The sequence below is a fragment of the Pantoea sp. JKS000250 genome (genome assembly GCF_003201065.1).
Lineage (GTDB): Bacteria > Pseudomonadota > Gammaproteobacteria > Enterobacterales > Enterobacteriaceae > Pantoea > Pantoea vagans.
This window is the reverse complement of record NZ_QICZ01000001.1, coordinates 2,331,765-2,346,923: the sequence shown is the minus strand read 5'-3', so window position 1 is coordinate 2,346,923 and position 15,159 is coordinate 2,331,765. Positions and strand designations below refer to the sequence as shown.

Sequence of the window (15,159 nt, the reverse complement as noted above, 5' to 3'; positions counted from 1 at the left end):
TTTTAGCGCCTTAAGTTAAATTAAAACACCGTTTTAAAACCATTGACGTCTGCCATACCAGACGCGAGACTAAGGCGATATTTCACTACAGGTCTTAAACCATGACGCAGAAGAAAATCGCCATCATCGGCGAATGCATGATTGAGCTGTCCGAAAAGGGTGAGAACATTAAGCGGGGCTTTGGCGGCGATACCCTTAACACGGCCGTTTATCTTGCCCGCCAGGTTGATGAGCAGCAGTTACGGGTCGATTATGTTACCGCGCTGGGCACGGATTCGTTCAGCGATCAGATGATCGCCGCCTGGCAGCAGGAAAAGGTGAATACGGACCTGATTCAGCGCCTCGATAATAAGATGCCGGGCCTGTATGTGATTGAAACCGATGCCGATGGCGAGCGTACCTTCTGGTACTGGCGCAGTGATGCTGCCGCGCGTTACTGGCTCGACAGCCCGCAATCCGCAGAGATAGCCGAACAGCTGTCGCACTACGATTATCTCTACCTTAGCGGCATCAGTCTGGCGATTCTGCCGCCGGCAAGCCGTGAGAAGCTGATGGCATTGCTGGCCCGCTGCCGGGCGAATGGCGGCAGGGTGATTTTTGATAACAACTACCGCCCGCGTTTATGGGCCGATCGCGCCAGCGCGCAGGCTGCGTATCGCGCCATGCTGAACTGTACCGATATCGCTTTCCTGACGCTGGATGATGAACATCTGCTGTGGGGCGAGCAGCCACTCGATGACGTTATTGCGCGTACCCGTCAGGCCGGTGCCAGCGAAATCGTCATTAAGCGGGGTGCAGACTCCTGTCTGGTCGCTATCGGCGATGCGCCGCTGATCGAGGTGCCTGCGGTACATCTGGCGAAAGAGGAAGTGATCGATACGACAGCCGCTGGCGATTCATTCAGTGCCGGATATCTGGCGCGCCGTCTGACTGGCGCGTCTGCAGAGGCTGCCGCGCAGCGCGGACACCTGACCGCCAGCACCGTGATTCAGCATCGCGGCGCGATTATTCCGGCAGCGGCAATGCCTGACTGATACTGAAGCAGTTAGCGTCGTAAAGATCGATCTGCGAATGTAGATGACAAAAAATGAGCCCCTGGGCGCATTTTTTAGCTTTGGGCATTCATGCCTCTTACGCACAAAGCGGCTGACTGAACTGCATCTGATAGAGCCGCGCATACGCGCCGTTCTGTTGCAGCAGCTGCTGATGCGAGCCGCGCTCCACGGTTCTCCCCTCTTCAATCAGAAGAATTGCGTCTGCTTTTTCAATGGTTGAGAGCCGGTGAGCGATGATCAGCGTGGTCCGGTTCTGCTGTAGTGTTTCCAGCGCAGACTGAATCGCGCGTTCAGACTCGGTGTCCAGGGCCGAGGTCGCTTCGTCGAGGATCAGAATCGGGCTGTCGCGCAACAGGGCGCGGGCAATCGCGATGCGCTGGCGCTGTCCACCCGACAGCAGCACCCCATTTTCCCCAATCACCGTATCCAGTCCGTTATCCATTTTATTAATGAATTCCATGGCATGAGCCATCTCTGCCGCCTTTTCAATTTCCTCGCGGCTGAAGACATCGGTGCGGGCATAGGCAATGTTGTTGGCGACCGTGTCGTTGAACAGGTGAACATGCTGAGAAACCAGCGCCATCTGCTCGCGCAGCGAGGCCAGTGAATAATCACGCAGATCATGCCCATCCAGCAAAATTTCGCCGCTGTCGATGTCGTAAAAGCGCGTCAGCAGGCTGGCGAGAGTCGATTTACCCGAACCGGAACGGCCAACCAGCGCCACGGTTTTACCGGCGGGAATCGTCAGATTGATATGCTGCAGCGCAGGCGTTTCCGATCCCGGATAGGTAAAGGTGACATCGCGAAACTCCATAGAGCACAAAGGCGAGTGCCGAGGAGGCGAGCAGCTGAATAATCGGATCGGAGAGCGAGGTCGCCGAGACCATTTTCATTCCCTGGTGACGCATTTTGTTGCTGACCTGGCCGAAGCGGTCGGTCTCAACCTGCTGACCGCCGAACATCAGCACCTCTTTATGGCCTTTCAGCATCTGCTCTGCATGAGAGGTCACCTGCCCCATGGTGTTCTGCATATTTTTGCTGATGCGGCGGAAGCGCCGGGAGACGATGCGGATCGCCAGCGACACAATGGGAGCCAGCACCAGCAGGATCAGTGAAAGCTGCCAGCTGTAGTAGAACATCATGATAAACAGGCCAGGAATCGAGGCCCCTTCACGTACTACCGTGACCAGCGACCCGGACGAGGAAGACGCGACCTGTTCGCAGTCGTAGCTGATACGGGAGAGCAGCGTGCCGGTGGATTGCTGATCAAAGAACGACACCGGCATGCCCATCATGTGACTGAACAGCCGACGCCGCAGGGTCATGACCACTTTGCCTGACACCCAGGAGATGCAGTAACTGGAGATATAACCGCTGACACCGCCGATCAGGATCAGCCCGATAATCACCAGCGGCATCCAGGCCAGAATGCCGTGGTTATTTTTGCCAATCACATCGTCCAGCAGCGTCTTCAGTAACGTCAGCATAAACGGGTCTATAGCAGCATTGACGATCAGGGCAACACCCGCAACCAGCAGTCCCAGCCTGATGTCGGCCACAGGCGACCAAAGGTTTGTCTGGTGGAGAGATCGGTATCAAACATGGCATGCATCTTACCGTTGTGAACAGACGGATGATGTTATGTTAAACCGCATCAACCAACAGGAAACTGCCTCGTGGTAAATGATGCTGACCATTCCCAAATGAGACTGGCACATTAATCTCAGCATCGAGGCGGAGATCACTCTGTCATTAAAAGCATTATGTCGTCTTAACAGCAAACAGCGCGATATCTGGTAAATTGCGGCTAACAAAGCGGCCCGTGCCAGCCATTTACCTTAAGCTGAAAATTAGTGATTAATAACAGACACCCTGCGGCAATCCCCGTTAATCCCTCTTATAATTTATTGATTAAAATTAATCATTTACGCAGACAGTTCTCACTCCAGGCATAGTCCGAATCTGGTCAGATTCGCCCTTTTGGGATGGACGACCGCCTGAAAAAAGACCATCTTTTAATCAAAAGACAGCAGGACGCTGTTCTCTCCGGCCGCGAACAAAACAATTAAAATATTCCCCGCATCAGGATCTATTTATGCACACAGAAATTATTAATATCTGGCCACACGGTGATGCGCCAGGCGCCAGCGACTCCCGCGCCGAACCGCAGATTGTCGATATGGCAAAAGAGTATGAGCCTTACGATCGCGCCGCGACCGGCGTGCGTTGCCCGGAGATGGCGATCTGGCATCCGGTCGAATCCAACGGCATTACCCTGCTGGTTGCACCGGGCGGTGGCTATCAGCGTGTAATGATCGATCGTGAAGGCAGCGCGCTGGCGACCTTCTTTACCTCCATGGGCTATACCCTGGCGGTCATGACCTATCGCCTGCCCTACGACGGACATCACGAAGGCCCCGATGCGCCGCTGGCCGATGCACAGCGCGCGGTTCGCGTCCTGCGCGATCGGGCACAGCGCGGCCTGAACGGTAAATACATTGTGATGATGGGCTTTTCGGCAGGTGGCCACGTAGCGGCCAGTCTGGGCACGCGTTTCGCAGAGAAACTCTATCCGGTGCAGGATGGCGCTGAAAACTTCTCGCCGCGTCCGGATGCGATGGTGCTGGTCTATCCCCTGATCAGCATGCGTGACGGCATCGCCCACGAAGGTGCCAGAACCCGCCTGCTGGGTGCGTGGCCGGATCAGAAAACGATTGAAGCCTACTCAATGGAAACCCGTGTTCATCCGCTGGTGCCGCCGACGCTGTTAATCCACGCCGCCGACGATGATGATGTCTCCGTGAATCACAGCATGGCGTTTTTCGGCGCGCTGCGTGAGCATAAGGTCCCGGCAGAAGTGCATTTCTATCAGAAAGGCGGGCACGGATTTGGTATCCGTGGCGTGGCAGATTTGCCCCTCGCCAGCTGGCCGATGTTAGTGACCGAGTGGCTCAGGGCAAAAACCTGACGTTACGCGGCGGGCGGAACGTCTTTGACGTTGCTATCCGGCGGACTGGCTTCATTGCTGGTCGCCGGTGCCGCTGATGGTGACATCACTTTGTCCCAGCTGTTTTGCAGGCTCTTCACGTTGGTTTCTGCTTCGCCTTCCGGCTGAATCAGAACCATCATCAGCTCCTGCGTCAGCTGCTGGCGCAGCTCCTGGTTCAGCTGTTCACGGGTCAGGCCGGCCAGGAAAGTCTGACGCAGCTTCTGATACTGCTCAGGCGCGATATCAACCACGGCGTTCTGCTGCGAGCGCAGGCGCTGACTCATCAGCACATCGGTGTCGGTGCGGGCATACGTGGTAAACAGCTTGTTCAGCTCCAGCAGCTTCTGCGCCATCAGCGCATCAAACTCCTCCTGCGGTAAACCTTTATCACGCACGTTTGCCAGCTCACGGGCCACCAGATTCATATTCTGCGCCAGATTTTCATTGCGCCCATCCAGGTTGATGGAACACTGCGCACGCTGGTAAAGCACACGGCAGTCAAACCCGACCTGGATGCCCTGTGCCTTGCTGTCGCTGAGTGCACGCTGCACATGCCAGAACAGCGCTTCACGGGCCAGATCGCCCTGCCAGTAACGCTGCAGATTCTGAGAGTCACGGATCGGCTGCCACGGCGTATCCCACACCAGTGAGAGGCGATCCTGGGTCATGTTGCTGCTGACCAGATTCACCGGCTCGTGCGGCAGCGGCGACAGGGTGGGCAGTGGCGCAGGGGTTTCGCGTTTGCCGGTTAACGCCGAGAAGGTTTTGTTGATCTGTTCAGAGAGGTTACGGCTGTCGACGTTGCCTACCACGTAGAGCGTCATCGCGTCCGGGGTGTACCACTGATGATAAAAATCGCTGAGCTGGGTTAAATCAACCGGCGCACGGGGCTGTGCAGCGGGATCGTGCGCCAGCAGCGCGGAGCCTTTCAGGCGGTAGCGCCACCAGACATCCTGCGGATCTTTCGGCCAGGTCGCCACCGGATCGGAAGCGGCCAGCGCGGTGTTAACCACCTCTTCAGTGATCGCCATATTGCCTGCCGTGGCTGCCAGCCAGTTCAGCGCTTCTTTCAGCAGCTCGGGGCGGTTATTCGGCAGACTCAGATTATATTGGGTGGAATCATAGGAGGCGATGACGGGCGGCAGCGGATGCTGAGGATCCATCGCCTGTTGCCATAGCGCGCGCTGCTGCTGCGTATCGAGCGCCGTGTTATGCACCATCGCCAGACGCGACAGCAGATGGCTGAAGCCGGTCTGTTGCGCACTTTCCACCAGCGAACCGGTGTTCACCACCAGCCGCAGTTCAATGCGGTCACTGGGGCGCTGCGGTGTGGCCAGTAACTGCCAGTTAAATCCATTATCCAGCTTGCCTTCCTGCCAGGCCGGATCCGGTTGCAGCGTTTCTGCCTGGAGACCAAAGCTGCCTGCCAGCACTAATCCACCAACCAAAAGCCGAATTCTGGTGCCCTGCATGTGAACCCCTACTCAAATAATTCAAATATCGTTATCACTGGCGCATATTGCCGCTGTTATTAACGAATCGGCTGGCGCCGAATCGCGCTGTTATCCAACAACAGAGTGTTTGACCACAGGAAGCTCAGGATGTCGCGCAACGAAGTGAAAAACGTCAAAAAAAACAAGTGGGGTTCATTATGCAAATGCCCGCTGTCAGGGCAAGCGACAGCGGGCATTTGTGGGGATTTAAGTGAAATTCAATGATTAAACTGAAGATTCAGACGCTTTATTCTCCTTATTACGGCCTGCCAGCGTGTCGGTCAGCTGTTTATGATCCAGCTGATCGACCCACTTCGCGACCACCACGGTCGCCACACCGTTACCGATCAGGTTAGTCAGCGCACGGGCTTCGGACATAAAGCGGTCAATACCGAGTATCAGCGCCAGACCCGCCACCGGCAGATGTCCTACCGCAGAGAGCGTCGCCGCCAGTACGATAAATCCGCTTCCGGTTACCCCCGCTGCGCCTTTCGAGGAGAGCAGCAGCACCACCAGCAGCGTAATCTGATGGAAGATATCCATGTGCGCATTGGTCGCCTGAGCGATAAATACCGCCGCCATGGTCAGGTAAATCGAGGTGCCGTCGAGGTTAAAGGAGTAACCGGTGGGGATCACCAGCCCGACCACTGATTTCTTACAGCCCAGTTTCTCCATCTTATCCAGCATACGCGGCAGCGCAGACTCGGAAGAGGAGGTTCCCAGCACAATCAGCAGCTCTTCTTTGATGTAGGCAATGAACTTAAAGATGCTGAATCCGGCAAACAGACGCGCAATCAGCCCCAGCACGATCACCACAAACAGCACGCAGGTGATGTAGAAGCAGATAATCAGCTGGCCGAGCTGCACCAGTGATCCCACGCCATACTTACCGATAGTAAACGCCATTGCGCCAAATGCTCCTATCGGTGCCAGACGCATGATCATGTTAATAATGCCGAAAATCACTTTTGAGAAATTTTCAATCACGTTGAAAATCAGCGTGCCGGTGTTACCCAGGCGATGCAGGGCAAAACCAAACAGAATGGCGAACAGCAATACCTGCAGAATGTTGCCGCTGGCAAAGGCGCCAATCACGCTGTTAGGAATAATATCCAGCAGGAAAGGAACGATGCCCTGCTGTTCTGCCTGCTGGGCGTACATCGCCACGGCTTTGGCGTCCAGCGTGGCAGGATCAACGTTCATCCCGGCACCTGGCTGCACGACGTTCACCACGATCAGGCCGATAATCAGCGCGATGGTACTGACAATTTCAAAATAGAGCAGGGCTACTGCGCCGGTCCGCCCTACCGCTTTCATACTTTCCATGCCAGCGATGCCGGTCACCACGGTACAGAAAATCACCGGGGCGATAATCATCTTGATTAATTTAACAAAGCCATCTCCCAGCGGCTTCATCTGAGTCCCTAACTCCGGGTAAAAATGGCCTAACAAAACGCCGATGCCAATCGCCATCAGCACCTGGAAGTAAAGGCTTTTAAAAAGTGAGGTTTTCATAAACAGGTGTCCACTAACGCCGTGAGGTGATGTTGTCGGATTCGTTATTGTGACTGGCGGGCAACAGAGGTGGCGCCTGACAGTAACCCGAAAATAACACTCTGTTTACGTGATTAATACAGGGTGACAAACGCCCAGGAAACCCTGGGATCGTAATTCTGAACTGAAACGCTTCAGCAAGGGGTTTTGTAACTAAAATTCTCGTAAAATCAATGAATCAGGCAATTATTGCGGCAGTGAGGAGTTTTCGATCCACGTCTGGTTGAATCGGCTCACCGGCAGCGCTTCCGCATAGAAATAGCCCTGACCAATAGCGATACCGCGTGCCAGCAGCCAGTCGCGCTGCTCTGCCGTTTCCACGCCTTCAGCAATTACCTCCAGATGGATAATCTCGGCGATGGCCGCCACGATGCGGACCATGGTGTCGTCATGCGGCAGTGCCGCCACAAAGCTGCGATCCATCTTCAGTTTGTTAACCGGCAACGCTTTGAGCTGATGGAGATAGTTCAGGTTGGAATAGCCCATGCCGAAATCATCCAGCGCCACCGCCACGCCGGTCTGCTGCAACAGTCGCAGCATCGATATCGCCTGTTCCGCATCGTCAAGCTGAGCCGTCTCTGTCACTTCCAGCACCAGGGTGCCTGGTGCGATGCGGTGGCGCGCCAGCAAAGATTGCAGATGAGAAACTACGCCGGTATCCCGCAGTTGCACCGCGGAAATATTCACACTCAGCGGCAGCATAATGCCCTGTCGCTGCCAGCCAGCCAGAATGCGGCACGCCTCTTCAAACACCCAGCGGCCAATCGCGCTAATCACGCCAATCTCTTCGGCACTGGCAATAAACTCTTCGGTCAGACCGTAACTGCCATCTGGCTGGCGCATACGCAGCAGCGCTTCTGCGCCGGTTAACGTGCCGGTGCGCATATCCACCTGAGGTTGCAGGTAAAGGGCGAACTGCTCATCGTGCAGCCCCTGCAGAATGTCATGCTCCTGCGTCAGACGCTTCTGGGCACGCTCGGTCAGCGCGGCGTCAAAGAACAGGATCTGATTTTTGCCCTGATGACGGGCCGACATCATCGCCGAGGTCGCGCGATCAAGCAGCTCATTCGCGCTCAGCGGCCGATCGTCGCGCAGCGCCAGACCGATACTGACGTTAGGACGCAGCTGCAGCTGATGCAGGTTGACCGGCTGATTCAGGCGAATCATCAGGTTGCGCGCCAGGCGCAGCGCACGGAACGGATTACTGGCGCGCTTCATTAACAGCACGAAGTCGCTGACACCGGTCTGTGCCAGCAGGGTATGGTCATCCAGCGTATGCCGGATCTTCTCCACCAGCGTCAGCATCAGCGTATCGCGCTGCTCATCGCTCAGTACGCCGTTAGCTTCCTGCAGCGTTTCAATGCGGATCACCATCAGACCCAGTGGCTGTTCAGGGTTGCACATGAACTGCTCGACCAGCGCCAGAAACAGCGTACGGTTAGGCAGATCGGTGACGGCAAAATGGGTAGTCAGCCGACTCATCTCGTCATGAATCGACTCCAGCACCTGCTGATTGCGGTTGTAGCTGCGGATCAGCATGCCGATTTCGTCATCGCGGTGGCTCTGCGGCAGGGTCAGTTTATGCGTCAGAATCGACTGCGGTGGCAGCTCCTGCAATTCCCGTGAGAGATTGCGCAGCGGATGCACCACCAGCCGGTTGATGCACCAGCTGATCGCCACGGAGAGGATCAGCGCCAGCAGCAGGTAGGTGATGATCATGGTCGAGAGCGTAGTGAGGATAAACTGGTAGACGCGCGTCGAGTTAGCCTGCAACACCAGATAGGCCAGCGGCTTCGGCATCCCGGTATTTTCCACCGAATAGAGCGGCAGGGTAATCTGCACCGGCAGCTCAAACAGGCGGGCCACCAGAAGCGGCACCGGTTTTTCCGTCTCAAAGTCGGCGTGCAGGGCCTGGAACGCATTCGGCAGCACTACATCGGCGCGCGATAAAATACCGGCTGGCTTCAGTGAATGAAGAATGCGTTCGGCCTGAGAAATATCGGCACGCAGCACCGCTTCCGACAGCGGCTGCCGGACGGTGTGTGCGATATTCTCCATCTGCTGGGCGTAGTCAATCCTGCGCTGCTGCACAAAATGAAACAGTTGGATGACGATAAAGATACTGATGGTGATAACCGCAACCAGCGAAACTGTCGCCATCTGCTTTATCGTAAGTGACCGGCTTACGCGCAAAAAAATTCTCTCCCGACGATGAAAAAAGCCCAGATAGCAGACAGGACAATGCCCGCCAGTATATCCCATAAACTGACTTTTTTACCGTCTGAAAAGTCCTGCTTTTTCCCGTTCCGTGTTATTTAAAATCTGCGTAAGGGATCAGCGGCTGTGGCGGCATATCGAGATCGCCTTCCCAGCCGCCGGCAGCATAGCGCACATAGAGCAGACCATGACTCGGGGTGTAATCCTTCGCCTGCTGAATATCGACACCCGCACCAATAAACCAGTTCGACGTCAGCCGTCGCTCAATCACTGCCTGCAGCGTATAGCCCGTACCGCCGCCGGAACTGCTGGCAGAAGACGGATTACTGGCCAGGATATAACCCGGATTAACAGGATAGCGCTGCTGCGCACTGGTTTTCGAATGGGACCAGGAGACGGAGCCGCCCAGATCAAACGACCAGTTCTCTGTCCGCTGCCGCCAGGTCACCGGCACGGAAAAAGAGAGATACTGCTGCGGACTATAGTAACCGCCCTGGCCGAAGGTGTAATCGCTGAGATCCTTCTGATAGTGCCAGATCATGCTGTTCAGCCCGACGGTCGCACGGCGATTGTCGCTGTTGATGAGCTTGTAGTAATAGCCGCCCATCAGCCGCTCGCGGCTGTTATCGGCAACATTTTTACCGGTGATCTGATGCGCACTGATGTCGCCCCAGACGCCATGCGCCCCGCCCTGATCGTAACTCAGCCCGATGCTGCCGCCCGTGGCCACCACGCCACCCCAGCTTTTGCCACCATTGGCGGCGGGATCGCGCGTCCCGGCATAGGAGAGCAGCGAACTGGCTATCGGCCTGCGTGAGGCAGTGAGTGTGACGCCGAGCTGTTTCACATCGGTTTTCCAGCTCAGCCCGCCGGTCCAGTTCGTGACTTCAAAACCCAGCGGCGTAGTACCGAGGTCAGCCGACCAGGACGCGTTATGCCAGCCAGCGGCCAGCGCCGTACCCTCATCGCGCTGGCGGGTCTGACGACTGCAGCCGCCTGAATTCGCATCGTCACAGCTGCCAAACAGAGCGTCGATGTTGCCGTTTTGGGTGGTAAAGGTGCCTGCGGAGACATCCACCCGATCAAGACGGACAAAGCCCCGGCCATCAGCAAACGGATGTTCCGCCTGCAGCATGGTGGTGTGCGCCGTAAAATCAGAGATGCCGCCGGTGCCGCTGTTGCGTGAATAGTCCTGCTGCACCGTCAGCGTGGTCTGCTGCTGACGATAAAGATCGGCCGTGTCGCTGCGCAGGCTGCGCTTCAGCCAGTCATCCTGGGGATCGTTGCGGGTTGCGCGGCTGATATTGCCACTGCTATCGATACCGCTGGCCGTCATCGCCTGACGATAGTCTGCCAGTGCCTGTTCAGGCTGCTGCTGTGCGCCCTCCAGCCGTGCCGCATCACGAAACACCAGCGCCTTATCCTGCGAAGGCGGCAGCGCGGCGGCGCGCTGTTTCAGATCGGTAAACTGCGCAGCAGCCCGCGTGGTTTCACCCACCACCTGCCACGCCAGCGCAACACGGCGATCCGCATTGACACTCGCCTGTACGGGCGGCTGTTGCGCCAGGGCCTGGCGGGCTTCGCTGTTGCGCTGCAGGGCAACCAGCGCTTCGATTCGCCCCAGCGCCGCATCGCCGTTATCCGGCTGGCGCGACAGCACCTGCTGATATTCCGCCAGCGCCTGCGGCGCTTCACCGCGTTCCAGCGCCCAGTCGGCCAGCATCAGGTCGCGCCGGCTAGAAACCGGCTGCTGCTCAAGCAGCGTCACCGCTGCCTGCTCCTGCCCGGCGGCACGCAGCGCCTCAGCCTGGGCAAAGATCTGATCCTGCTTCAGGCGGTCAGCCAGCTCGCGCATATCGCTGCTCCACTGCGCGTCGGGCAGCCGATGCAGCGTGGCCATCGCCTCGCTGTTGTTATCATTGCCTGAGAACCAGAGTGCGGTCGCATAAAGCGCGGTGGCGTCCTGAGGGTGCTGCTGCGGCAGTGCGCGCATTACCGCATCCGCCTGCTGTCCGGCTCCGCTGTTACGCAGTGCGCCTGCCAGCCGGTAACTGAGCCAGACGTCATCCGGTGACAGCTCGCGCGCCTGACGATATTTCTCTGCGGCCTGCGACCAGCGCGCCTGCTGCGCCAGGGCATCCGCTTCCGCGCGCAGGCTGTCGCTGCGCAGCGTCCGGATCGTGTCGGCCAGTGCGCGCTGCTGTGCAGCAGGTAAGGTATTGATGAATTCCATCTCGCGGGCGGGCGACACCGTCTGATAAAGTCCCGCCAGCCGACGCACCGCGGTGATATTAGTGCCATCCAGCCGTCGCGCGCGCTGCCAGAACTGTTCAGCCGCCGCCGTCTCTTTGCGGGCCATCGCCACATCGCCCAGGCCAATCAGGGCATAGCTGTCGCTGCTGTCATACGTTTGCGCCGCGCGATAGTGCTTTTCGGCAGCATCAATATCGTGCTGTGCCAGCGCTTTATCGCCCTGCTCAATCGCCAGCCAGTAGCGATTGCTCTGCAACAGTGACTGCCATTTGCCGATTAGCGTGCTCTGCTGGCCCGCTTTGATGGCGCGTTCCAGCCACAGAATCGCAGTCTCACGATGGCCCGCGCGGGCCTGGGTCTGTCCCATCGCGCCCATTAATTCGGCATCATCGGGATTCGCTTTCAGCGCCCGGTTAAGGGTCGTCATCGCGTTATTCACATCGCCTGCGTCGACCAGCGCCAGCGCCCGCATCCTTTCCCGATAAGCGGGATCGGCCAGTGTCGTCTGCTGCTTCGCGAGCGCCTCTGCGCCCTGTTGGTACGCATCGCCCTCAGTGAACACGGTCAGATAGGCTTTAAGCTGCGCCACGCTGCTGTCGCTGATCGGCTGACTGGTGATCTGCTGCAGCCAGAGGTCGGCGGCAGCGGCACGCCCGCCGTTGCTGTTTGCCAGCTTTTTCAGCTGCGCTATCGCCTTTTCTGGCTGCTGCTGATTAAACGCCATGCGTGCAATTTGTAGCTCAACCCCGATATTGCCCGGATAGCGCTGTTCCAGTGCCTGAAGCTGCTGATAAGCCACACCCTCCTGGCCGGGAAGGCGCGCCAGCAGCCGCCAGTACTCCAGGGCGGTATTGGGATCGGGGAAGATGCCGTTAAACAGCGCATCATAAGCGCTTTTCGCCTCGGTCAGTCGCCCCGAGGTGGCAAGCAGACGCGCCTGCTGCAGTTGCTGCCGTCCATCGGATGAGGTCAGCGCCAGGCCGACAGCTGATTCGCGCGTCTCTGCCGAATCAGGTGCAACCTTTTTCAGTTGATCCAGCAGCAACTGCGCGCTGGCGATATCGCCCTGGTGCAGTGCCAGCCGCAGACGTGCCGCCAGCACCTGGGGATTATCAGGATCGATTTTCTCCAGCCGATAGAGCGACTGCTGTACCAGATCGTATTTGTTGGTCGACTCGCCGGTACGGACCTGGGTCAGCAGCCAGTCGACCGGCGAGACTTCCGATCCGTCAGCGGCGACGGCCATGCCCGGCAGCGCACTTAGTGCGCCGAGCAGCATGCCTGTTCGCAATAACTGAGCGTTATTCATCTTCATCCAGTAAACGACGACGGGTAATAATTCGCATCAGACGCCATGTCATCAGCGCGAACAGCACCACCACAAAGAGCGCACAGAGTGCTAGCCAGAAGGGATGTGAAGAGAGCAGCGACCAGAGACGCTCCCACCACGGCAGATGGCCGACAAAGTAGGTCTCTCCAACGCGCAGGCTGTTGACGCCCGACTCACGGATAATCGCCGTGGAGCCTGAAATCGCCTGGCGTTTGCCGCTGTCAGCCAGCGCCTCATCAAGCAACTGCCAGCTGCGCGGACTGCCATCGGCGAGCAGCGCCACCACACTGCGCTGATCGTAAAACGGCGACTGGAAACCGATCACGGTCGCCAGCGGGCCGCGTGACCCAATAGCCGTAGTGCTTTCCGCTGCTCTTTCAGCCTCGCTCAGTGGCTGAACAGGCTGAGAAATCCTGCGCGCCGGGGTTTTCAGCCAGCTGGCGGTGGCATCAACCAGCGCCGTGATCCGGCGGTCATCCTGAAGATCTTTGGGGATATCGCCGATCATCAGCAGATCCGCATCCTGCTTTTTCGCCGTACCCCAGTCATCGGTAAGCTGCACGCGCAGCGCCGGATAGCCGGTCTGCGCGCCCATATTGCCCAGCGCATTCAGCAGCGTACTGACCTGCTGTGCATCGGGATTGGGCTGGACCAGCACCAGCGTCTGGGCCAGATCGGCGTAGCGACTGAACGGGAAGCCCGCATTCGCCCAGCTCTGCAATGAGGGCATTTCGATGTAGTGGCGATAACCAGAGAAGTCGATGCTGGAACTGTCGTCCACCACAACATGGTGTCCTACCGGCGTCACCGTTTCACAACGCCCGTCGGCGGTGCCACCCATAAAAGTGTTGGCATAGTCAAAATCAAAGCGCAGCTGGTTTACCACGCCCAGCCGCAGCGCCGGGATCAGCAGCTCATGATTCTTGTCCATCATTCCCTGAATCAACGGAATATGCAGCAGTTGCTGCCCGGCAGTGTTTTTCGGCACCAGCGGGTAGTCCTGAATAAACTGATTATTCAGGTTAACGGCCAGCCGTGAGCCATCCGGGTGGACAGGCGAGGTATAGCGATAGCTCAGATCCATATCGATACCGCGCGCCCGTACCAGGAAGAGATCGGGCGGCAGGTTCAGCGTCAGGCTGATCGGGTTGGGCTGCAGACCGTCGGACTGTAACTGGTTTTCATACTGCGTCAGCTCAGCAAATGTGGTGCGGCGATCGGTCCGCACCCAGTTTGGCGCATCATAGGGCTGACGCGGTGCCAGTAGTGTGACACGGTCGACGGTCGCGCTGTCACCGCGTAACAGCAGCTCACCCTGCGCAATCCCCTGCACCGCCGTCAGCAGATCGTCGTCGTTGCGTCCCAGGATTAGCAGCATTTTTTCATAAGGACTGTCAGGCTGGCTTACCATCGCCACGGTCGGCTTCATCACCGGCGGCAAATTTTTCAGGAAATCCGGGCGTGCATCGTTGGTGGCAAACACCACCGCATGCTGCTGTTGCGGCAGCTGATTGTAGAGCACCGGAAAATGCTGTCCGCGCCAGGCGGCTTTGCTGCCGAACCATGAGGCCAGGATCGCGGCGGCACGCTGCTGGTTAACGTCTGGCCGGGCAGCAAACACCATCGGCAGAGTCAGCGGTCGCGTGTCGCGCGTATCAAGAAAGGGCTCCGGGAAATGAGACAGGTCATTTTTCAGCGGCAGCTTTTGTAGCGTCAGATCCAGACCGCTCTCTTTGCCGATATCGAGCCAGATGGTGCTGTTAGCCGGATTTTCACAGATGTTGGCGTAGTGACCGACCAGCTCAAAGCGCACGCGGTTAAAGTCGGTGATAAAACGGGGATCGATCGCCAACTGCATCTGATTCTGTTTGCCAGGCTGTTCCGGCGTCAGGGTGATCAGGCTCACCAGCTCATCATTGAGATAGACTTTCAGCTGCGACAGCGTGGGCAGCAGCGCAGGCGACGGCCGGTAGCTGAGATTAAGCAGCGCACGTGTCACCACCTCATCACTGCGCACCCCGAACTCGATCTGCCCGCTGGGGCGCGTTCCGCTCAGCGTCATGCTGCCCGGCGGCGGCGCCAGCTTAGCAAAGCTCAGCTGACTGCTACGCAGCGGCGCGGCAGGCTGCTGCGGCAACGATTGCACCGCCGTTTCTCCGGTAGCCATGACCGGTGCACTCTCCTGCGCCACGGCACTGCTCAGCGTTGCCGAGCCCAGCAGCAGTGCCGCGACCCACCTGTTTATTCCTGTTGTCGTCATATCATCAA

7 protein-coding genes and 1 pseudogene are annotated in these 15,159 nt (G+C 57.8%); 2 read left to right on the top strand and 6 right to left on the bottom strand.

Going from position 1 to position 15,159, the window contains the following annotated elements; translation table 11 throughout:
- The first annotated feature begins 101 nt into the window (after positions 1–101).
- Positions 102–1,034 (top strand): sugar kinase, encoded by a 933-nt coding sequence (locus BY447_RS11185; RefSeq protein WP_110331148.1) that lies wholly within the window; start codon positions 102–104, stop codon positions 1,032–1,034.
- A 97-nt stretch (positions 1,035–1,131) separates the two neighbouring features.
- Here BY447_RS11185 and BY447_RS11180 read toward each other — a convergent pair.
- Positions 1,132–2,658 (bottom strand): annotated as a pseudogene (locus BY447_RS11180) (ABC transporter transmembrane domain-containing protein).
- A gap of 492 nt (positions 2,659–3,150) precedes the next feature.
- On the opposite strand from BY447_RS11180, the gene BY447_RS11175 reads away from it, so the two are divergent.
- Positions 3,151–4,023 (top strand): alpha/beta hydrolase, encoded by an 873-nt coding sequence (locus BY447_RS11175; protein ID WP_013359660.1) that lies wholly within the window; start codon positions 3,151–3,153, stop codon positions 4,021–4,023.
- Positions 4,024–4,025: 2 nt separating this feature from the next.
- On the opposite strand, the gene BY447_RS11170 is transcribed toward BY447_RS11175, so the two are convergent.
- From BY447_RS11170 to bcsB, 5 genes are all read right to left on the bottom strand, one after another.
- Entirely contained in the window at positions 4,026–5,516 is a 1,491-nt protein-coding gene (locus BY447_RS11170; RefSeq protein ID WP_033734794.1) for a M16 family metallopeptidase, read from the bottom strand.
- A 246-nt stretch (positions 5,517–5,762) separates the two neighbouring features.
- Entirely contained in the window at positions 5,763–7,052 is a 1,290-nt protein-coding gene (locus BY447_RS11160) for a dicarboxylate/amino acid:cation symporter (RefSeq protein WP_110331147.1), read from the bottom strand.
- A gap of 225 nt (positions 7,053–7,277) precedes the next feature.
- Complete coding sequence (gene hmsP, locus BY447_RS11155) at positions 7,278–9,284, bottom strand: biofilm formation regulator HmsP (RefSeq protein WP_110331146.1); 2,007 nt, start codon at positions 9,282–9,284, stop codon at positions 7,278–7,280.
- A 118-nt stretch (positions 9,285–9,402) separates the two neighbouring features.
- Positions 9,403–12,870, bottom strand: a complete 3,468-nt coding sequence (bcsC, locus tag BY447_RS11150; RefSeq protein WP_110331145.1) for a cellulose synthase complex outer membrane protein BcsC — start codon at positions 12,868–12,870, stop codon at positions 9,403–9,405.
- Positions 12,863–15,151, bottom strand: a complete 2,289-nt coding sequence (gene bcsB / locus BY447_RS11145) for a cellulose biosynthesis cyclic di-GMP-binding regulatory protein BcsB (RefSeq protein WP_110331144.1) — start codon at positions 15,149–15,151, stop codon at positions 12,863–12,865. The genes bcsC and bcsB overlap by 8 nt, the downstream gene beginning before the upstream one ends.
- Positions 15,152–15,159: the final 8 nt, after the last annotated feature.